We start from the raw sequence: 20,379 nt of genomic DNA, 5'->3' as shown, positions 1-20,379 counted from the left end.
CCCAACGATAACGCCACTTACCTGGAAGCAGAGAGCAGACGGTCCCGAAAACGAGAGGACTATTCGGAAATCGGGGGTTCCCCGAGCTTCGGGTCCGCTTCGAGACCGATCAGGCCGTTCCAGCACAGGTTCACGAGGTGGGCCGCCACATCCTCCTTGGAGGGGGTGCGGCGATCGAGCCACCACGTCGCGGTGGTGGCGACCATACCGACGAGTGCCTGGGCGTACAGCGGAGCGAAATCGGGGTTGAGGCCCCGGCGGGAGAAGTCGCCGGTCAGCAGCTCCCCCACCTGCCGCATCGCCTCGTTGAGAAGACTCGAATAGGTGCCTTCCTCGGCCGACATCGGCGAGTCGCGCACCAGGATCCGGAAGCCGTCGGTGCGTTCCTCGATGTAGGTGAGCAGGGCGAGCGCCGCGCGCTCGACGCGGATCCGTGAGCGGTTCCGGGTGAGGCTCTCGGTGACCATCGACATCAGGACCGTCATCTCGCGGTCGACGACCACCGCATAGAGACCTTCCTTACCGCCGAAGTGCTCGTAGACCACCGGCTTGGAGACCTGCGCCCGCTGGGCGATCTCCTCGATGGAGGTGCCCTCGTAGCCGCGCTCGGCGAAGAGAGCGCGGCCGATCTCGATGAGCTGTTCCCGACGCTGCGTGCCCGTCATCCGGATCCGCGGAGTGCGCTCGGTTCGCTTCGGCGACGCCTGCGACACATGTCCTCCTTCGGCGACAGGACGTACTCGAACGTTCGACAGCCTATCCATTCCCGATCCCGCCACCCCAGGTTCGACGTCGACGCCGTCTCGTGCGAGGATCGGGGGCGCACGTCCGCCGGTTCCGCCGCGGAGGTGTGGCAGTCCGCCGTGGTGTAATCGGCAGCACCTCTGATTTTGGTTCAGATAGTTCAGGTTCGAGTCCTGGCGGCGGAGCGGGAACCGTCCCGGGGAGCCGCAGTGCTTCCCCGGTGCACGCACGGACCGGCGTGCAGAAACGTGTCGAGGGAGCTACATGCAGGTGCAGACCGCGATCGTCGTGCTGGCAGCCGGAGCAGGAACAAGGATGCGGTCGAAGACACCGAAGGTGTTGCACACCCTCGGTGGACGCACGATGCTCGCGCACTCCCTGTACGCCGCCGCCGCACTCGGACCCGCCCATCTCGTCACCGTCGTCGGGCACCGCCGCGAGGAGGTCTCCGCCGAGGTGAGCGCCGTCGCCGCGGGTCTCGACCGCGAGATCCTGGTGACCGTCCAGGAGGAACAGCTCGGCACCGGCCACGCCGTGGAGTGCGGCCTCGGTGCCCTCCCCGACGACTTCGACGGCACGGTCGTCGTCACCGCCGGCGACGTCCCGCTGCTCCGCCCCGACACCCTGCAGGAACTGCTCGACGCGCACCTCGACACCGAACCGGCCGCCGTCACCGTCCTCACCACGACGGTGTCCGAGCCCACCGGCTACGGACGCATCGTGCGCACCACCGACGGCGACGTCGCCGGCATCGTCGAGGAGAAGGACGCGTCCACGACGCAGCGCGCGATCCAGGAGATCAACACGGGCGTGTACGCCTTCGACGCGGCCGCGCTGCGGTCGGCGCTGGGCAAGTTGAGCGACGACAACTCGCAGGGCGAGCTGTACCTGACCGACGTCGTGAAGATCGCCCGCGGCGAGGGCCTGACCGTCCGCGGTGTGCACACCGACGACGCCGTGCAGGTCTCCGGCGTCAACGACCGCGTCCAGCTCGCCGCACTGACCACCGAACTCAACCGGCGCCTGCTCGAGCACTGGATGCGCGAGGGTGTCACGGTGATCGACCCGGCGTCGACGTGGATCGACGTCGACGTCGTCCTCGGCAGCGACGTCACCATCCATCCCGGTGTGCAGTTGCGCGGCCGCACGGTCGTCGCCGACGACGCGGAGGTCGGCCCCGACACGACCCTCACCAACGTGCAGGTCGGCGCCGGCGCCAGCGTCGTGCGCACCCACGGATCCGACTCGGTGATCGGCGCGGAGGCCACCGTCGGACCGTTCACCTACCTGCGTCCCGGCACCGAACTCGGTGCGTGCGGCAAGCTCGGCGCGTTCGTGGAGACGAAGAACGCGCAGATCGGCGCGCATTCGAAGGTTCCCCACCTCACCTATGTCGGCGACGCGGAGATCGGCGAGCACTCCAACATCGGAGCGTCGAGCGTGTTCGTCAACTACGACGGGGTGAAGAAGTACCGCACGGTCGTCGGATCGCACGTCCGGACCGGGTCGGACACGATGTTCGTCGCCCCCCTCACGGTGGGCGACGGCGCCTACACGGGCGCCGGAACAGTACTCCGTCGCGACGTTCCTCCGGGGGCGCTGGCGGTGTCGGGTACGCCACAGCGCAATATTGAAGGATGGGTCCAGCGAAATCGCGCCGGTACCCCCGCTGCCGAGGCAGCATCGAGAGCACAGCAGCAGCACGACCACGATCGCCAGAAGGACGGCCAGAACCAGTGACCAATTGGATCGACAACCAGAAGAACTTGATGCTCTTCTCCGGCCGGGCCCATCCCGAGCTGGCGGAGCAGGTCGCGAAGGAACTGGGCGTCCCCCTCACCCCGCAGACGGCACGGGACTTCGCGAACGGTGAGACGTTCGTGCGTTTCGAGGAGTCGGTGCGTGGTTCGGACGCCTTCGTGCTGCAGAGCCATCCGTTCCCGCTGAACCAGTGGGTCATGGAACAGCTCATCATGATCGATGCGCTCAAGCGTGGTTCGGCCAAGCGCATCACCGCGATCCTGCCGTTCTACCCCTATGCCCGTCAGGACAAGAAGCACCGTGGTCGCGAACCCATCTCCGCTCGCCTGATCGCCGATCTGCTCAAGACCGCCGGCGCCGACCGCATCATCACGGTCGACCTGCACACCGATCAGATCCAGGGCTTCTTCGACGGTCCGGTCGACCACATGCACGCCCAGGGCCAGCTCGCCGAGTACATCCGCGGCAAGTACGGCGTCGAGAACATCGCCGTGGTCTCCCCCGACTCCGGTCGCGTGCGGGTGGCCGAGAAGTGGGCCGACACCCTCGGTGGCGCGCCGCTGGCGTTCATCCACAAGACCCGCGACCCGCTGGTGCCCAACCAGGTGAAGTCGAACCGCGTGGTCGGTGAGGTCGAGGGCCACACCTGCATCCTGATCGACGACATGATCGACACCGGTGGCACCATCGCCGGCGCCGTGAAGATCCTCAAGGAGGCCGGCGCGGGCGACGTCATCATCGCCGCCACCCACGGTGTGCTCTCCGACCCGGCCGCCGAGCGCCTCGCTTCGTGCGGCGCCAAGGAGGTCATCGTCACCAACACGCTGCCGATCCCGCCGGAGAAGCAGTTCGACTGCCTCACCGTGCTGTCGATCGCTCCGCTGCTCGCGCAGACGATCCGCGAGGTCTTCGAGAACGGCTCGGTCACCTCGCTGTTCAACGGGGTCGCCTGACCTTCCGCTCGACGACGGGGCAGACTTGTCCGGGTGTTCACCGGATTTCCCGTCGCGGCCCTCGACTTCTACGACGATCTCGAGGCCGACAACAGCAAAGCATTCTGGGCCGCGCACAAGGCCGTCTACGACGACTGCGTGCGCGGCCCGATGCTTGCCCTGCTCGCGGAACTCGAGGAGGAGTTCGGGGAGGGCAAGGCCTTCCGCCCGTACCGCGACGTGCGGTTCAGCAAGGACAAGCTGCCGTACAAGACCCACCAGGGCGGATTCGTCTCCGTCGCGCAGAGCGTCGGCTACTACGTCGAGATCAACGCTGCCGGGTTGCGGGTCGCCGCCGGCCTGTTCCACGGCTCGTCCGATCAGATCGCCGGTTACCGGACCGGGGTCGATCACGACCGTCGCGGCCCCGAGCTCGGGAGGATCGTGCGCAAGCTCGAACGCGCGGGATACGAGATCGGCGGCGACCGGTTGAAGTCCCGGCCGCGCGGCGTGGACGCCGATCATCCCCGCATCGAACTCATGCGTCACCGGTCCCTGTGGGCCGGCCGCACCGAGATCTCCCCGCCGTGGATCGACAGTCCGCGCACCCTCGAGGAGGTGCGTTCGGTGTGGCGCGAGTTCCGGCCGTTGGTGCGCTGGCTCACGGCTGCTACCGCAACGTGATCCGACAGACCGGGTGGTCTGGAAATGCTGTGTGGCGCAATGGTTTGAAGGACGCGCCGGGACGGGGATGATCTTCGTCACGCCGCGCGAAATCGTCCCAGGTCATGCGAGACCCCCCTCCCCTGCGTAACTCGGCTTTCACCTAAAGTGGCACCTCGTGACCGACGCGCAAACTCTCGAAGCCCCTACGGAAAACGCGACAATCCGAACGGTCCGACGATGGTCGCCGGGTGCGTGCGTCTGGTGTGGCGACACCGACTCGGTCGAGGTCTTCCGCAACGAACCTCGCTGTGCCACATGCCGTAAGCACGAAGCCGTCATCGACGAGGCCCGCAAGTTCATGGGCATGTACGGCCTGCGCCCCATCGGCGGCACCCTGCAGTCCGACGACGAGGAGGAGTACGAGCACCGCCTCGCCGCCCGCGAGGCCCGCCGCGCCCTCAACGACATCCGTCTCGCCGAGCAGCCCGACCCGGCACTCGTGCGCAAGGCCCTGCGTCCCCGCGCCGCCGCGATCACCGAGAGCCACACCGGTTCCTCCGCGCAGATGTCGACGCGTCCGGTCTCCGCGACCCGGAGCTCGTCGTCCTCCTCGCCCAAGCCGGCGAAGTCCGCGGCTCCGGTCCGGACGGGTGCCGTGGACGTCGAGGAGATCCAGACCCGGGCCCTCGCGCTGCTCGATCAGCTCTCCGCGATCGACGCGCAGCTCGCGCTCGTCGCCGAGCAGAACGGCCTCGCCGCCCGCGCCCGCCGCAGCGATCTGGAGAAGCAGAAGGCGACGATCCTGCGCACCCTCGCCGCACTCGAGAAGGCACGTCTGAGCGCATCCGGTAGCTAGTCGCCGGACCGCACCGCCGCAGCCCCGCCCCGCTCCGTCGAGTCCGCTCGACGGTCCGGGTGCGGGGCTGCCGTCGTTACCGCACGTCACGACGGTTGTCGTTACCGCACCTCACGACAACGGACCAGGTAGTCTGTGATCGACCAAGAGCCTGTCGGGGGACGCTGCTCGGGCGTCGACGCCTGCGCAGATGGGACCGTAGCCTTCCGAAGGAGTGCGCGTGAGTGTTTCCGGCTCCCCTCGCGTCGGTGCACCCGCGTGGCGTTCGTTGTCCTCGGCTCTGGCGCGGCCCCGACTGTTCGCGTGTCTCGACCGGTGCTCCACGCTGACGGTGATCGACGCTCCCCCGGGCTTCGGCAAACGGACCCTCGTTGCAGGATGGCTCCATCGGGGCGGCGCACCCGACCACACGATCGTCTGGGTCCCCGAACTCGCCGCGTCCGGCGACGGCGAGGGCGACCTGTCCGAGCGTGTGCTCGAGGTTCTCGCCGACCACCCGGCCGTCGAGGTCTCCACCGGCGGTCCCGACGATTCCCCGACCGAGCGTGTGGTCCGTACCTTCCGCGATCTGAAGTCGGCCTGCCTGCTCGTGCTCGCCTGCGTGTCGCCGCAGAACTCGGCCGAGGTGCTCGACGGAACCCTCCGGCTGCTCGACCACTGCCCACGGCTCGACGCGATCGTCTGCCTGCCGGGCAACAGCACCGACATGACCGAGGTCGTCCTCCGCGGGATCGACTCAACGTACGTCCCGGCGGCTGATCTCGCCTTCACCGTCGAGGAGACGACGACGCTGTTGCGCGATGCCGGACCGGAGCGCACCGACAGCGAGTGCGAGGTCGTGTGTCGCGTGCTCGGTGGTGTGCCCACCCTGGTCTCGGCGGCCGCGGTCGTCGCCCGGAGCCGGCCCCAGCGCCTGATCGACTCCCGGGGACTGCCGACCCCTGCCTTGGCCCGCCTCGTGCGGACGTACGTCGAGAACCGGCTCGACGAACTCGACGACGCGCACCGCGAGTTCGCGTTCTCGGTCGCCGCTGCCCACAGTGTCACCGCCCACCGGGCAGCCGAACTGACGGGCACGGCGGATGCCGAAGCATCACTGGCCATGCTCGCAGCGGCAGGCCTCGTGATGGATTCGCCCTTCGACGATCCCCGGACATGGCGGTGGCCCGACGCCGTCCGTTCGTGCGTGCTCGACATCTCCCGCCGGGAGCAACCCGGACGTGTCGACGCCCTGCTCGTCGAACTCGCCCGGGCGCACCGCGACGCCGGCAAGCCCGCCGAGGCGTCGATCTACGCGGTCGAGGCCGGCGACTGGGAGACCGCCGTGGCGATCGTCGAGGAATCCTGGGCGCGCATGGTCGACAGTTCCTTCGACGTTCTCGTCAAGGTGCTCCGGCAGATCCCCGACCAGGAGCTCGGCGACCACCCGTCGGTCCAGGCCGGTCGCGCGCTGTTCACGCAGATGCTCGACGAACATTCGATCCTGCACGCCTCCCTGCCCACGGATCCCGACGAACTCGCCGAGCTCGGGAAGACACCCGGGGCCGCCCAGGCCGTGTACGTCGCGACGGTGCAGACCCTGACCCTGCGGGTCTCGGGCGAATTCGGTGAGGCCGCGCGGTTGACGCTCCTGTTGCGTCCACTCGTCCATTCGATCCTCGAACACCGGCCCGACGATCTCGGCCCGCAGCTCCCGCTGCTGCGAGTGCAGTGGGCGATCACGCTCCAGCTCGCCGGATATCTGACCGAGTCCACCACCGTCTTCCGCCGCGCCTACCGCGGTGCCTACGCCGCGAACATCGCCTTCGTCATCCAGAACGCCGCGGGAAGCTCGGCGCTGAACTGGGCGGTGACCGGCGACAATCCACGCGCCCGCGAATGGCTGCGCACCGAGAGCAACGCCGAGCCCACGGAGGGCCGCTGGGGAGAGATGGTCAAGGTGGGTGGTCGGGTTGCGTCCACGCTCGTCCACCTCGACTCGCTCGAGCTCGACCGTGCCGTCGAATATCTCGACGAGCTCGGCGTCCCGCGGGTCTCGGAGGAACTCTGGGGATTCGTCGCCTACGGCCGGGCCTACTACAACCTGGCGACGGGCAACGCCTACGACGGACTCACCGAACTCCACCGGCTCATCGCCTCGCACCACGATCTGTTCGACCGCGGCGCGTTCTCGCGCATCCTGCTCGGCGCCGCCGAGATCGACCTGCAGCTGGCGCTCGGCAACGGCAACCTCGCGCGCGCCCTCGCCGAGGAGTCGCCGCAGAACCATCCGATGCTCGTGGTGACGAACGCGCGCGTCGAACTGTTCACCGGCCATCCCGACGTCGCGCTCAAGAAACTCAAGCGCGTTCCGTGGACGGAGTGCGGTTTCCCGCGCGCACATCTCGAGGCGTTGCTCATGGAGGCGAGCGCCCACCTCGATCTCGACGAGAAGGACGCCGCGGTACGCAGCTGGCAGCGGGCCCGCACCCTCGCCGAGGCCCTCGGCAACCGCCGCGCCTTCACGACTCTCGCCGAGGGTGTCGCCGGGCGTCTCGCGGAACTCGGCGGTCCCATCGGCCCGGACGAGGCGATCGGGTCCGTCTTCACCGAACCCGTCACCCACGTCGAACTGTCCCGGCGTGAGACGGACGTGCTGGAGTTGCTCGCGCTGGGATCGACGCACGCCGACATCGCGAAGAAGTTGTTCGTCTCGCACAACACGATCAAGACCCAGTTGCGCAGCATCTACCGCAAGCTCGGAGTGCACACGCGGGTGGAGGCGATCGGCCGGGCGCGCGATCTCAGGTTGTTGCCGGTCCGCCGGTCGCTGTAGCCGAACGCGCACGCATCCGGGCGGCGAGCCGCAGATCGAGCGCCCACACGACGCCCGCGAGGGCCGCCAGCCCGACACCGAGCACGCACACCGCGGTCCACCCACCGACGCTCCACGCCATCGTGCCGAGCGCCGAACCGGACGCCGCTCCGACGAAGTAGCCCGTCATGTAGACGGAATTGACGCGCGAGCGGGCGTCGGGGTCGAGGGCGTACACGATGTTCTGGTTGGTGATGTGCACGAGATTGAGCGCGAGGTCGACGACGAGCATCCCGACGACGAACCACACCAGTGAACTCCCGCCCGCCGCGAGCGCCGCCCACGACGCGACCAGCGTGACCACACCCACCGCCGTCGTCGGTGGTCCGTAACCGCGGTCGACGAGCCGGCCCGCCGCGGTCGCGGCGAACGCACCGGCCACCCCGGCCAGCCCGACGAGCCCGATCTGCAGGTCGTCGAGGCCGAACGGCGGGTCGGACAGCAGGAACGCCATCGTCGAGAACAACGCGCCCACCGACGCGAAACCCAGTCCGCCGAGCAGCGTCCGGGTCCGCAGTCGGGGATGCGTGACGATCAACGTCCCGAGGGATCGCAGCGTGCTGCCGTAACCCTGGCGGACCACCGGTGGGGTCGCCGGCAGCACCCGCCACAACGCGAGGGCCACGATCACCATGGCGACCGTGCTCACCCGGTAGACCGTCGTCCAGCTGTCGCCGAGTTCGGCGAGGATGCCCGCGACACTCCGCGCCACGAGGATCCCGACGAGCAACCCGCTCATCACCGTGCCGACCGCGCGACCCCGCGATTCCGGCGTCGCGAGGGTCGCCGCGAACGGCACCAGCACCTGCGCGGCCACCGAGAACAGACCGGCGATCGCGGTGCCCACCACGAGCACCCCGATGTTCGGCGCGAATCCGCTCAGCCCCTGCCCCGCCGCCGCGGCCAGCATGAGCATCACCGCCAGCCGCCGCTGCGGGAACATGTCGCCGAGCGGCACGAGGAACAGCAGCCCGAGCGCGTAGGCGACCTGCGCGACCGTCACGGTGGAGGCGGCGGCAGATCGGGAGGTGTCCAGTGCTTCGGCGATCGAGTCGAGCAGCGGCTGGTTGAAGTAGTTGCCTCCCACGCACAGACCCGTCGCCACGGCCATGAGCAACAGCACCGGGGTCGTCAGGACGGGACGGGAGGACGTCATGTCCTCCAGCGTCCCGTGTCGGCGCGGCGGAAGTCGAATCGGTTCGTCGGCGTCCTTTCGAGGACTACTCCCGGGAGGCGGCGAGCAGGACGAACCGTCCGTCCGGATCCACCCATTCGTGCCGGACCACGAATCCCGCGTCGGCGAGTTCCTGCGAGATACCGACGAGGCGGAACTTCGCGGAGATCTCGGTTCGGATCTGCTCGCCCTCGGCGAAAGAGATCTGCAGGTCGAGGCCCGGGATCGTCACGTCCATCGCCTCGGTCGCCTCGAGTCGCATCTCGATCCATTCGTTCTCCGCGTCCCAGACGGCACGGTGCACGAACCGGCCGGGATCGAAGTCGGCGCCGAGCCGGTCGTTGAGCACGCGCAGGACGTTCCGGTCGAACTCCGCCGTCACTCCGGCCGCGTCGTCGTAGGCGGCGATCAGGGTGTCGCGGTCGATGACGAGCCCGGCCCCGAGGAGCAGCCACTCACCGGGATGGAGGATCGCGGCCGTCCCGGAGAGGAACTGTGCGCGTTCGCTCGGGACGAGGTTGCCGATGGTGCCACCGAGGAACGCGATCGCGCGTTTCCCGTCGGCAGGGAGATGCGCGAGCGAATCGGTGAAGTCGCCGACCACCCCGTGCACCGTCAGGTTCGGATACTCCGCCGCCAGTCTGGTGACGGCCGACCGCAGTGCCGGTTCGGAGACGTCCTGCGGCACGTAGGTGTGGAGATACGGTTCGAGGGCGTCGAGCAGCACGTGCGTCTTCTCCGACGACCCGGAGCCGAGTTCGACGAGCATCTCGGGGCGGGCGGCGTCGGCGAAGTCGGCGGCGTGCCGGCGCAGCAGGCTGAACTCGGTGCGCGTCGGGTAGTACTCGGGCAGCCGCGTGATCTCGTCGAACAGTTCGCTGCCGCGCGCGTCGTACAGCCAGGTGGGCGACAGGTACTTGGGATCGGACGTGAGTCCGCGCCGTGCGTCCTCGCGCAGTTTGGCGTCGAGGTCCTCAGGGCGCAGGTGCACGTCGACGATCACGGTGAGCCGACCTCCAGTGGTGAGACGATGAGTTTGCCCGGCATCGCGGCGACGAGATGCCGGTCGGGTACGGGTGTCCAGCGGCTGTCGTCGTCGAACGGTTCGGACGCCACGATCGCGACCTGTTCGTCGACGAACGTCCACAACGAGTGGTACCAGGCGGTGGCCCAAATCCCGGATTCGTTGCACAGCAACATGTTCAGACGAGAGTCCGGTGCGAGTTCCAGCACGTCGTGGACGAGCGAGAGCAGCGCCGGTTCGGGATCGGCCGAGCGCAGCCGCGACTGCAGCAGGAGCCACAACGTGGCGGCGTCGGTCGGAGATTCGAGTCGCAGCAGTTCGGCGACGGGCAGCGCACCGGCGAGGGTGACGAGCGATCCCGGCCAGCCCCGGACGACTCCGTTGAGGCTGAACGCCCACCGGTCGTCGGAGAAGGGTGCGGCCGCCGATCGTTCGACGGGCATCCCCTCGGTGGCCGAGCGGGTCGCGGCGACGACGGTGCGCGACCGTATCGACGTCAGGCCTTCACCGACGAAGGAATCGGACCAGATCGGCAACGCCGATCGGTAGCGTCCGAAAGTGCCTTCGGCACTCCACCATCCGACGCCGAAGCCGTCGGCGTTGATCGTCCCTCCTCCACGCATGTCGGTGGGCGCCCACGACTGGCGGAGCAGCGAATTGGTTCCGGTGGACAGCAGTGCGGCGACGTTCGTCTCCGGTCCGATGTACGCCAGATGTCTACACATCGCCCGTCCCGTACGCGACGCGGAGCCCGGCGAAGATCTGGCGGCGGATGGGCAGATCCCAGTTGCGGAAGGTCCCGCGGCACGCGACCTCGTCGGTCCCGAACGATCCTCCACGCAGAACCCGGTGGCCGTCGCCGAAGAAGACCTCGGAGTACTCGCGGTACGGGAACGCGCGGAAGCCCGGATAACCGGTGAACGGTGTGGACGTCCACTCCCACACGTCGCCGATCAACTGGTGCACTCCGAGCGGTGACGCTCCCTGCGGATACGCGCCGACCACGGCGGGACCGAGATGGCGCTGACCGAGATTGGCGTGGCCGGGACCGGGATCCTCGTCGCCCCACGGGAATCGGCGGCTGCGACCGGTGGCCGGATCCCAGCGCGCCGCCTTCTCCCATTCGGCCTCGGCCGGAAGACGTCCCCCGGCCCAGCGGGCGAACGCCTCGGCTTCGTGGAAGCACACGTGCACGACCGGTTCGTCCGGATGCAGCGGCATCGTGCGACCGAAGGCCGTTCGGCTCCACCCTGTTTCGTCGTCGCAACTCCAGAACTGCGGGGCCTCGAGACCGGCGTCGAGGCGGTGCTGCCAGCCTGCCTCGCTCCACAGTTCGGGCCGCTCGTACCCGCCGTCCTCGACGAACCCGAGGTAACGACGGTTGGTGACGGGCACCGCGTCGAGTTCGAACTCCGGCACCTCGACGACGTGCGCCGGGCGCTCGTTGTCGAGAGCCCACGGATCGGTGGACGTGCCCATCTCGAATGTGCCGGCGGGGATCCGGACGCGTTCGGTGTCGCGGACGGTTCCGGTGCGCGGCGCTTCCGGCGCATCGAGCAAAGGTGGGCCCTGCCGCAGCTGGTGTGTCGCGAGCATCGTCTCGTCGTGCTGCTGTTCGTGCTGCGCGACCATCGCGAAGACGAAACCCTCGCGGGTCAGCTCGTCGTCGAATGCCCTGTCTTCGAGCACATCCCAGGTGAGATCGCGGACCGCACGCGCGTAACCGCGAGCGGCGTCGGGATCGAGCAGCAGCAGCCCCGTGCGGGTCGCGCGGGGATGCCGGAACGCGTCGTAGAGATCGTCGATGTCGCCGCGGACCGCAGGGCGCCTGCCCGCGACCCGCACGAGCCAGCGTTCCTCCTGGTTGGCGATGTGCGCGAGATCCCACACCAGCGGGCTCATCAACGGCGAATGTTGTGCGGTGAGATCCTGTTCCGGCACGGAGGTGAGTACCTCGGTGCGGGCACGCGCCCGCTCGAGGTGACGCCTGAGCGCAACACGAGCAGGTGTCACCGCACCTCCTCACCCGGCGCCAGACCGCGCAGGCACCGTGCCGCGGCCGCGTCGAGCGCCGCGGTGAACCGCATGTCGCGGGAGGACTCCGCTGCGAGCGAGAGCAGACCCGCTGCGGCAGCACGCAATTCGAGCGAGGCAAGACCGATGCGGGCCGCCTCGGACCACTGGTCGCGCACCGGCGCGGCGATCGCGCACGCCTCCGCGGAGACCTCCGGAGCGGAGAGCAGGGCTTCGAAGGCCGCGACGGGCACCTGCCACGACTCGGCCGGCTGGGCATCGAGATAACGCACCTCGAGATGCCCGCACGGTCGGACCGGCGGGAACAGCGTCGTCATGTGATAGTCGAGATCGTCGACGGTGGGCCGACGGCGGATGTCGGCATCGAGCTCACCCGCGAGCCACGCCGCGAAGGTCGCGCCGGGCGGTGCGTACCACTCCGGCAGCTCCGAACGCACGCAGGTCAGCGGTGCATCGAGAACCCACGCCGGGTAGTCGGCGGGATGGTGGACGTGGCCGAGGTCGGGATCGAGTTCGAGCCACGTGCGCATCCGCTGCGACACCCAGTCGCCCTCCGGAGCGCCCCGCAACCGGGGTGAGCACGCGAAGGCCGCGATCATCGCCGGGCCGATGGCGTGGAGCAGCTCCCAGCGTTGCACGATCTCCGCCTCGTCGCGTCCCGCGTCGACGGAAACCTGCACCGACGCAGTGCTGTTCATCATCAGCCGGCCCATCGGGCCGATGCGGTCGTAGCGGAGCTCCATCGCCCCGTAACGGGGGGTGCGCAGCAGACGGTGGGGAGGCCGCACCTCGTCGGCGGCACGGTCGAGCATGATCACCGACCGGCGGGCCAGCAACGCCCGGAGCATGCGGAGGTCGGCCGTGAGCCGATCGCACACCTGCCGCGCCGAGGTGCACGGCACGCTCGACAGCTCGATCTGACCACCCGGCTCCACGCTGACCGCGCTGCCCGACGGCAGGGGACGGGCCGACGACGACGGCGCCACCGTGCGCGGCGCGTGAGGCCCGAGGGCCTCGACGAGCCTCGTGAGTTCGGGACGCGATTCGGTGCCGTCGGCCCGCGCGGTGAGCCATTCGAGCTCGACCCCGATCAGCCTGGGGATTCCCAGCCGGAACGCCCTGCTGCGGACGTGGTCCTCCGCTGCTGCTCGGGAGCCGAGTTCCTTACGGGCACGGGAGGCTGCGGCATCGACTGCCATTGCCATTCGTCCACCCCCTCGGCCGGTGCGCCAGGTCTGCGGTCGAGACTAACCCGCCCGGGGACACGACGCGCGGATAACGCACCGGTGCGTGCGCGAACGCACTCCACCGGGCAGGCTCGACCCCGACGATACGGACGACGGAGGAGGTGAGCGGCCCGTGCTGGACCTCCAGGCGGCCCGACGCGACACACCGGGATGCTTCGACCGGGTCTTTCTCGACAGCGCCGGCTCGTCGCTGCCCCCGACACCGGTGCTCGAGACGATGCTCGCGCACCTGCGGCGCGAGGCCGAGGTCGGCGGGTACGTGGCGGCCGACGAACGGCTCGACGACCTGACGGCCGTGAAGACCTCGCTCGGCCGCCTGTTCGACGTGCCGGAGACCTCCCTCGCGCTGTCCGACGGCGCCTCGCGGGCGTGGACGTCCTTCTTCTACGCGGTGCCGCTGCGACCCGGCGACCGCATCCTGATCTCGCAGGCCGAATACGCCGCGAACGCGATCGCCGCGCTGCAGCGCGCGCGGGCGACCGGCGCCACCGTCGAGGTCGTTCCGTCCGATCCGTCCGGCCGCATCGACGTCGAGGCACTCGAGGGGATGCTCGACGAACGGGTGCGGCTCGTGTCCGTCGTGCACGCCCCCACCAACGGGGGGCTGGTCAACCCTGTCCGGGAGGTCGCCGACGCCGCGCACGCGGTCGGGGCGCTCGTGCTGCTCGACGCGTGCCAGTCGGTGGGGCAACTGCCGGTGAGCGTGCCCGAACTCGACGTCGACGCGCTGTCGGGCACCGGGCGCAAGTGGCTCCGAGGTCCGCGCGGCACCGGTTTTCTCTACGTGCGGCCGCGCCTGGTGACCGAACTCGAACCGGCCGTTCTCGACCTGCACAGCGCCTCGTGGACCTCGGCCGACAGCTACGCACTCGCTCCGGACGCCACCCGCTTCGAGATGTGGGAGGCCGGAGTGGCGGCCCGGCTCGGGCTCGGCGCGGCCGTGGACTATCTCCTCGATCTGGGTATCGACGCCGTGGCCGAGGCGGTGGCCTACCGGGCCGGGCACGTGCGCGAGGGGCTCGCGGGCATCGACGGCGTCACCGTCACCGACCTCGGTGAGCAGCGCAGCGGCATCGTCTCGTTCACCCTGGACGGCCGCGACCCGCGGGAGGTCCGCGACGCCCTGGCCGAGCGGTCGGTGACGGTCACGGTCAGCAGCCGCAGTTCGACGCTGTTGGACATGACCTCGCGCGACCTGCAGTCGGTGGTGCGGGCGTCGCCGCACTACTTCGTCTCCCCCGCCGACGTCGACAGGTTCCTCGCCTCGGTGCACGACATCGCCCGGTCGTGAAGCTCATACGAGTCGGCGACAGGGCTGTTTGTCCCTGATCGACGTCGTCCGGTAAAGTGGTTCGAGTTGTCTCGGCGAGGGTGAACCGCAATATCGCTGGATCACCGTGATCGACGCGGCTGCGACGGAAGCAATGTGCTCCCCGGTCGCACGTGTCGGATCCGTTCGTTCGAGAACACCCGACCACGAAGTGCCACCAGCGTAGGAGCCGTCACATCATGTCCGACGAGAATCGTCTCGTAGCCAGCGTCCGCACCGAGTTCGGCAAGGGCGCCGCACGCCGCGCCCGTCGCGCCGGCCAGGTCCCTGCCGTCCTCTACGGCCACGGCACCGAGCCCCGGCACCTCGCCCTCCCCGACCTCGAGTTCGCAGCCGTGCTGCGTAACCACGGCACCAATGCCATCCTCACCCTCGACATCGACGGCGAGGATCAGCTCGCGCTGACCAAGTCGGTCGTCGTCCACCCCATCCGCCGCTACATCGAGCACGCCGACCTGCTCGTCGTGAAGAAGGGCGAGAAGGTCACCGTCGAGGTGCCCGTCGTCCTGTCCGGTGAGGCCGGCTCCGGCACGCTGGTGGTCAACGAGGTCAACACCATCAAGCTCGAGGCCGACGCCCTGAACATCCCCGAGGAGATCACCGTCTCGATCGAGGGCGCCGAGGCCGGCACCCAGATCCTGGCCGGTGGCGTCGAGCTGCCCGCCGGCTCGACCCTGCAGGACGATCCCGAGCTGCTGCTCGTGAACATCGTCGAGGCTCCCTCCGCCGATGCCCTGGAGGGCACCGAGGGCGAAGAGACCGCCGAAGAGGCCTCCGAGGAGGCCTGAGCCTTCACCGGCTCCCTGTGAAGTCACTCGTGCGGCGCGTCATCCCTTCGGGGTGGCGCGCCGCACGTCGTTCGAATGCACGGAAGGATCAGCTCGTGGGCGACGACGCCGCGCTCGTGGTCGGTCTCGGCAACCCCGGCCCGAAGTACGAGAACACCCGGCACAACATCGGATTCATGGTGGCCGACGTGCTGGCCGGACGCGTCGGCGGCAAGTTCTCCGCGCACAAGCGCAGCAACGCCGACATCGTGCAGGCCCGGCTCGACGGGCGGCAGGTGATCATCGCGAAGCCGCGCACCTACATGAACCTGTCCGGCGGTCCGGTCGCCTCCCTGGCCAAGTTCTTCTCGGTCGATCCCGCGAACGTGATCGTCGTGCACGACGAGCTCGACCTGGACTTCGGCACGATCCGGCTCAAGCTCGGCGGTGGCGAGAACGGGCACAACGGCCTGCGGTCGACCTCGTCGGCGCTCGGCACCAAGGACTACCTGCGGGTCCGGATGGGCATCGGCCGCCCTCCCGGCCGCCAGGATCCCGCCGACTTCGTGCTCAAGCCGTTCTCGGCCACCGAACGCAAGGAACTCGACGTGTGGTGCGAGGAAGGCGCCGACGCCGTCGAACTGCTGTTGAGGCTCGGCCTCGAGGGCGCCCAGAACCGCATCCACTGACCCCGCATCGATCGATGCGGGACGGTCAGGCCCGCGTCAGCAACGCCAGCGAGGTGCCGCGACGCAGCTTGCCCGAGGAGGTCTTCGGGATGCTGCCGGGACCGAGTACCGCGACCGTGCGGGGCCGCACACCCACCTCGGCGACCACCGCGTGCACGACGTCGTGTTCGATGCGGCGCACCTCGTCGGGGTGGTCGAAGAGTTTGGTCTCCACGGCCACCGCGAACGATTCGCGCTTGTCCCCCGCGTCGAGCCGGATGGCGACGGCGTTGCCGGGACGCACCCCGTCGACGGTCCCCGCTGCTCGCTCGATGTCGGTGGGATAGATGTTGCGGCCGCCCATGATGATGACGTCCTTCACCCGGCCGCACACCACGACGAGCCCTTCCTCGGTGAAGTAGCCCACGTCGCCGGTGTCGAGCCAGCCGTCGGCGTCCTGCGCGGGCACGGGTCCGTCCACGGTGAGATAGCCGTGCGTGACGGCCTCGCCGCGCAACTGGATGATGCCCACGCCGCGGGGCGGCAGCACCTGTCCGTCGTGGCCGACGACCCGACCCTCGAGGCCGGCCACGAGACGGCCGAGGGTGGGCATGCGACGCGCGTGGGTGCGGCTGGTCGGCACGGCCATCCCACCGGCTTCGAGCAGGTCCGGGTCCACCACGTCGAGCACCATCCCGCGCCCCGGATCGGGGACCGACACCGCGAGCGTGGTCTCGGCCATCCCGTAGGAGGGCGCGAGGGCGGACGGGTCGAGACCGAAGCGCTCGCCGGCCTCCGCGAGCGCCTCCATCGTGTCGGGATCGACCGGCTCGGCGCCGTTCCACATCCAGCGCATCGACGACAGGTCGAGCGAGCCGGCCTGCGCCTGCGACAACTTCCGGGCCAGCAACGAGTACGCGAAATTCGGTGCTGCGGTCAGGGTTCCGCGATACTTGCTGATCAGCTCCGCCCACAGGATCGGCGAGCGGAGGAAGTCCAGCGGCGTGACCGACACGACCTCGGCGCCCACCTGCATGGGGACGCTGAGGAAAGCCACCATGCCCATGTCGTGGAACAGCGGCAGCCAGCTGATCATGACGTCGTCGTCGAGCGAGAACTTGACGCGGTCCATCATCGCCGAGGCGTTGGCGTAGAAGTTGCCGTGCGTGATCCGCACCGCCTTCGGCGAGCCGGTGGACCCGGACGTCAGCTGCTGCAGCACGATGTCGGACTCCGCCGTGTCGACGGGATCGACGGGTTTCCCCTCCCGCATCCGCTCCACGGTGACGACGGAGATGCCCCGTTCGCGCAGCAGCGGCTCCGCGATCTCGAAGGGTGCGCCGAGGACGACGGCGCGGGCGTCGATCATCCGCAGGACCACCTCGGTGTCGCGCGACCACATCTGCAGGTCGGTGCGCGGAGTGGGCTGGTGCAGCATCGTCACGCTCCCGCCGCGCATCCACACGGCCTGGCAGACCGGTGCGATGTCCACCGGTTGTCCCGCGAGGACACCCACCGCGTCACCGGGCCCGATTCCCGCCGCAGCCAGTGCGCCGGCCATGCGGCGGGCCTGCCGGTGGATCTCTCCCCAGTTCTGCCGCAGCGGCGTATCCGGTTCGCCGGTGACCAGAGCTCCGGTGTCCGACTCCGCCGTCGCGTACATCTCCTCGGTGAACCTGCTCACGACCCGCTCCTCATCCGGTGGTGCACGACCTCGATCAAGATCCGGTAGTTGCACATCAGCGTGCGCCGTCGAGCGGTCGGTATGGGGCGGCCTCGGGGAAACGTGATCGAATCTGGCGGAAATCGACACCGAATCGCCGAGTAACATGGACGAGTTGGCGGCGATAGCGCCCCTACTCCCTGCCCCCTTCGAGAGGTTTTTCCCGTTGAGCACCCCGCACGCTTCGGCCGACAGTCAATCCACCGGCACGACGGAGCCTGCGCAGTCCTCCGGCACCGCGAAGCCCGGGTCCGCGAAGGAGGTCAGAGCCGAAGCCGAGCGCAGACGCACCTTCGCCGTCATCTCCCACCCCGACGCCGGTAAGTCGACGCTCACCGAGGCGCTCGCCCTGCACGCGAAGGTCATCTCGGAGGCCGGCGCGGTCCACGGCAAGGCGGGCCGCAAGTCGACGGTCTCCGACTGGATGGAGATGGAGAAGGCCCGCGGCATCTCCGTCAGCTCCACGGCCCTGCAGTTCAACTACACCCGCTCGGACGTCGCGGGCACCGACGACGAGGTCGTCAACGTCGTCAATCTCGTCGACACCCCCGGTCACTCCGACTTCTCGGAGGACACCTACCGCGTCCTCACCGCCGTCGACGCCGCCGTCATGCTCATCGACGCGGCGAAGGGTCTCGAGCCGCAGACCCTGAAGCTGTTCCAGGTGTGCCGCCACCGGGGCATCCCCGTGGTCACCGTCATCAACAAGTGGGACCGACCGGGCCGGACGCCGCTGGAACTGCTCGACGAGATCGACGAGCGCATCGGCCTGATGCCGACTCCCCTGTTCTGGCCCGTGGGCATCGCCGGCGATTTCCGCGGTCTGCTGCGTCGCGGCGAGGACGGAGACGCGGCCGAGTACATCAAGTTCACCCGCACGGCCGGCGGCGCCAAGATCGCCCCCGAGGAGCATCTGTCCCCCGACGAGGCGCTCGCCCTCGAGGGCGACACCTGGGTCGAGGCCGCCGAGGAGTCCGAACTGCTGTCGGCCAACGGCCAGGACCACGATCAGGAATTGTTCCTCGCCGGGCAGACCTCGCCGGTGATCTTCGCGTCGGCAATGCTCAACTTCGGTGTGCGGCAGATCCTCGACACCCTGGTCACGCTCGCACCGCCGCCGCGGGCCCGTCTCGCGATCGACGAGACCGCTCGCGAGGTCGACGATCCGTTCAGCGCCGTCGTGTTCAAGGTGCAGGCCGGCATGGACACCGCCCACCGCGACCGGCTCGCGTTCATGCGTGTCGTCTCGGGTGTGTTCGAGCGCGGCATGGTCGTCACGCACGCGCAGACCGGTAAGCCCTTCGCCACCAAGTACGCGCTGACGGTCTTCGGCCGCGAACGCTCCACGGTGGAGAACGCCTATCCCGGCGACGTCGTCGGCCTGGTCAACGCGACCGCACTGGCGCCGGGCCACACCCTCTACGTCGACAAGAAGGTGGAGTTCCCGCCCATCCCGTCGTTCGCGCCCGAGCACTTCGCGATCCTGCGGGCCGAGAGTGCCTCGAAGTACAAGCAGTTCCGCAAGGCCGTGGACCAGCTCGACTCCGAGGGCGTCGTGCAGATCCTCCGCAACGACGTCCGCGGCGACGCGTCGCCGGTGATGGCAGCCGTGGGTCCGATGCAGTTCGAGGTGGTCGCGGCGCGGATGAAGGCCGAGTACAACGTCGACCCGAAGATCGAGCATCTCGGCTACTCGCTCGCGCGTCGCACCGATGCGGCTTCGGCCGACGAACTGAACCGCCAGCGCGGCGTCGAGGTGTTCACCCGGTCGGACGGCGTGCTTCTCGCTCTCGTCAGCGACAAGTGGCGGCTGCAGTACATCCTCAAGGAGCTGCCGGAGCTGACTCTCGAACCGTTGGTCGCAGCGACCGACTGAGCGTCCCGGCGACGCCGGACGGGTAGTGCGTCCAGCGGATTTTACTGATACTTTCCCTTTCGTCGATCCGACGTATTCGGGTGGAATCAGGAGTTGTGTCGATGAACGACGACGTACCGGCCGCAGCCGGTGAGGACCTGTCGTCCGGTGGGACGGCGGATACGAGCAGGCGATCCGGACGCGCGAAGCGCTCGGGCACCTTCGTCTACCCGCTGCCGAGCACTCCTCTTCCGAGCAGTACCCCGCTGACGAGCACGCCGGATCCCGGAACACACCGCACGAGCGTGGGGGACGCATCGTCGCTCGAAGGTGACCCGGCCGGCGGGGTGGGCGCCGGCAATTCCGAGGAAGGAACGACCCTGGTGAGCAGCACCGGCACGAACGGCTCCGCGAGCGGGCCCGCCACCACCACGACGACCCCGACGGCCACCGAGGGCCTGGGCACGATCACCGCACCGGGTCCGGTCCCGTCGCGGCGCAATTCGATGGGCGTCGCGTCGGTGCGTATCGCCGCGCGACTCGCACAGAACGAACTGACCTCCCGCAACTCCCGCAGCACCGGATCGCACGGCGACCCGATAGCGGACAACGACGAACTGCTCACGCTGCTCGGCGAGTACCTGCTGGCCGGCGGGCTCGAGAAGCCCGAGATCCACGCGACCCTCGGTGGGCAGCCCATCGTCGTCGACCTGCAGGTACCGCAGCGTCACGCCCGGTAGACGA

At 69.1% G+C, this 20,379-nt stretch carries 17 protein-coding genes and 1 tRNA gene; 11 read left to right on the top strand and 7 right to left on the bottom strand.

Features of this window, described 5'->3' with window-relative positions:
• Window positions 1–59: 59 nt before the first annotated feature.
• Window positions 60–665, bottom strand: coding sequence for a TetR family transcriptional regulator (locus tag ACWPOC_RS06630; RefSeq protein ID WP_455408248.1), 606 nt, complete (start codon window positions 663–665; stop codon window positions 60–62).
• Between the two features lie 192 nt (window positions 666–857).
• Between ACWPOC_RS06630 and ACWPOC_RS06625 the strand changes: the two genes are divergently transcribed.
• The 6 genes from ACWPOC_RS06625 (at window position 858) to ACWPOC_RS06600 (ending at window position 7,774) form a co-directional block, all read left to right on the top strand.
• Window positions 858–929 (top strand) — tRNA-Gln (locus ACWPOC_RS06625).
• A gap of 79 nt (window positions 930–1,008) precedes the next feature.
• Window positions 1,009–2,484 (top strand): bifunctional UDP-N-acetylglucosamine diphosphorylase/glucosamine-1-phosphate N-acetyltransferase GlmU, encoded by a 1,476-nt coding sequence (gene glmU / locus ACWPOC_RS06620; protein WP_455408228.1) that lies wholly within the window; start codon window positions 1,009–1,011, stop codon window positions 2,482–2,484.
• Entirely contained in the window at window positions 2,481–3,458 is a 978-nt protein-coding gene (locus ACWPOC_RS06615; protein WP_120281714.1) for a ribose-phosphate diphosphokinase, read from the top strand. The genes glmU and ACWPOC_RS06615 overlap by 4 nt, the downstream gene beginning before the upstream one ends.
• Window positions 3,459–3,491: 33 nt before the next feature.
• Window positions 3,492–4,121 (top strand): DUF2461 domain-containing protein, encoded by a 630-nt coding sequence (locus tag ACWPOC_RS06610; protein WP_159419002.1) that lies wholly within the window; start codon window positions 3,492–3,494, stop codon window positions 4,119–4,121.
• Between the two features lie 157 nt (window positions 4,122–4,278).
• The gene (locus ACWPOC_RS06605; protein WP_455408227.1) at window positions 4,279–4,959 is read left to right on the top strand and encodes a hypothetical protein; all 681 of its coding nucleotides are present in this window, start codon (window positions 4,279–4,281) and stop codon (window positions 4,957–4,959) included.
• A gap of 220 nt (window positions 4,960–5,179) precedes the next feature.
• The gene (locus ACWPOC_RS06600; protein ID WP_183070654.1) at window positions 5,180–7,774 is read left to right on the top strand and encodes a LuxR C-terminal-related transcriptional regulator; all 2,595 of its coding nucleotides are present in this window, start codon (window positions 5,180–5,182) and stop codon (window positions 7,772–7,774) included.
• Here ACWPOC_RS06600 and ACWPOC_RS06595 read toward each other — a convergent pair.
• From ACWPOC_RS06595 to egtA, 5 genes are all read right to left on the bottom strand, one after another.
• A complete protein-coding gene (locus ACWPOC_RS06595; protein ID WP_120281710.1) occupies window positions 7,743–8,969 on the bottom strand; it encodes an MFS transporter in 1,227 nt (408 codons plus the stop codon). The genes ACWPOC_RS06600 and ACWPOC_RS06595 overlap by 32 nt on opposite strands.
• A gap of 64 nt (window positions 8,970–9,033) precedes the next feature.
• Window positions 9,034–9,990 carry an L-histidine N(alpha)-methyltransferase gene (gene egtD, locus ACWPOC_RS06590; RefSeq protein ID WP_455408226.1) on the bottom strand — a complete coding sequence of 319 codons (957 nt, stop codon included), beginning with the start codon at window positions 9,988–9,990 and terminating at the stop codon, window positions 9,034–9,036.
• Entirely contained in the window at window positions 9,987–10,736 is a 750-nt protein-coding gene (gene egtC / locus ACWPOC_RS06585; RefSeq protein WP_120281708.1) for an ergothioneine biosynthesis protein EgtC, read from the bottom strand. The genes egtD and egtC overlap by 4 nt, the downstream gene beginning before the upstream one ends.
• Window positions 10,729–12,024, bottom strand: coding sequence for an ergothioneine biosynthesis protein EgtB (gene egtB, locus ACWPOC_RS06580; RefSeq protein WP_455408225.1), 1,296 nt, complete (start codon window positions 12,022–12,024; stop codon window positions 10,729–10,731). The genes egtC and egtB overlap by 8 nt, the downstream gene beginning before the upstream one ends.
• Window positions 12,021–13,250, bottom strand: a complete 1,230-nt coding sequence (gene egtA, locus ACWPOC_RS06575) for an ergothioneine biosynthesis glutamate--cysteine ligase EgtA (RefSeq protein ID WP_183070653.1) — start codon at window positions 13,248–13,250, stop codon at window positions 12,021–12,023. The genes egtB and egtA overlap by 4 nt, the downstream gene beginning before the upstream one ends.
• 154 nt (window positions 13,251–13,404) lie before the next feature.
• Here egtA and ACWPOC_RS06570 point away from each other — a divergent pair, with 154 nt between their 5' ends.
• From ACWPOC_RS06570 to pth, 3 genes are all read left to right on the top strand, one after another.
• Window positions 13,405–14,583 (top strand): aminotransferase class V-fold PLP-dependent enzyme, encoded by a 1,179-nt coding sequence (locus ACWPOC_RS06570; RefSeq protein WP_455408224.1) that lies wholly within the window; start codon window positions 13,405–13,407, stop codon window positions 14,581–14,583.
• Window positions 14,584–14,801: 218 nt separating this feature from the next.
• On the top strand, window positions 14,802–15,410 hold the full coding sequence (locus ACWPOC_RS06565; RefSeq protein WP_120281705.1) for a 50S ribosomal protein L25/general stress protein Ctc: 609 nt from the start codon (window positions 14,802–14,804) through the stop codon (window positions 15,408–15,410).
• A 95-nt stretch (window positions 15,411–15,505) separates the two neighbouring features.
• The gene (pth, locus tag ACWPOC_RS06560; protein ID WP_060652160.1) at window positions 15,506–16,078 is read left to right on the top strand and encodes an aminoacyl-tRNA hydrolase; all 573 of its coding nucleotides are present in this window, start codon (window positions 15,506–15,508) and stop codon (window positions 16,076–16,078) included.
• Between the two features lie 25 nt (window positions 16,079–16,103).
• Here pth and ACWPOC_RS06555 read toward each other — a convergent pair whose 3' ends face one another.
• Window positions 16,104–17,741: a fatty acyl-AMP ligase gene (locus ACWPOC_RS06555; protein WP_455408223.1), complete on the bottom strand. Its 1,638-nt coding sequence runs from the start codon at window positions 17,739–17,741 to the stop codon at window positions 16,104–16,106.
• Window positions 17,742–17,946: 205 nt separating this feature from the next.
• Here ACWPOC_RS06555 and ACWPOC_RS06550 point away from each other — a divergent pair, with 205 nt between their 5' ends.
• Together ACWPOC_RS06550 and ACWPOC_RS06545 are read left to right on the top strand one after the other, a co-directional pair.
• Window positions 17,947–19,656 (top strand): peptide chain release factor 3, encoded by a 1,710-nt coding sequence (locus ACWPOC_RS06550; protein ID WP_120281703.1) that lies wholly within the window; start codon window positions 17,947–17,949, stop codon window positions 19,654–19,656.
• A gap of 101 nt (window positions 19,657–19,757) precedes the next feature.
• Window positions 19,758–20,375, top strand: a complete 618-nt coding sequence (locus ACWPOC_RS06545; protein WP_455408222.1) for a hypothetical protein — start codon at window positions 19,758–19,760, stop codon at window positions 20,373–20,375.
• Window positions 20,376–20,379: the final 4 nt, after the last annotated feature.

The organism is Rhodococcus sp. 5G237 (genome assembly GCF_053764735.1).
This window is presented reverse-complemented; position numbering and strand designations above follow the sequence as displayed.

Bases quoted from the DNA above. Each gene is read 5' to 3' on its own strand.
- ACWPOC_RS06565 (WP_120281705.1), top strand. From the start codon at position 14,802: ATGTCCGACGAGAATCGTCTCGTAGCCAGCGTCCGCACCGAGTTCGGC.
- egtC (WP_120281708.1), bottom strand. From the start codon at position 10,736: ATGTGTAGACATCTGGCGTACATCGGACCGGAGACGAACGTCGCCGCA.
- ACWPOC_RS06630 (WP_455408248.1), bottom strand. From the start codon at position 665: ATGACGGGCACGCAGCGTCGGGAACAGCTCATCGAGATCGGCCGCGCT.
- egtA (WP_183070653.1), bottom strand. From the start codon at position 13,250: ATGGCAATGGCAGTCGATGCCGCAGCCTCCCGTGCCCGTAAGGAACTC.
- ACWPOC_RS06595 (WP_120281710.1), bottom strand. From the start codon at position 8,969: ATGACGTCCTCCCGTCCCGTCCTGACGACCCCGGTGCTGTTGCTCATG.
- ACWPOC_RS06545 (WP_455408222.1), top strand. From the start codon at position 19,758: ATGAACGACGACGTACCGGCCGCAGCCGGTGAGGACCTGTCGTCCGGT.
- glmU (WP_455408228.1), top strand. From the start codon at position 1,009: ATGCAGGTGCAGACCGCGATCGTCGTGCTGGCAGCCGGAGCAGGAACA.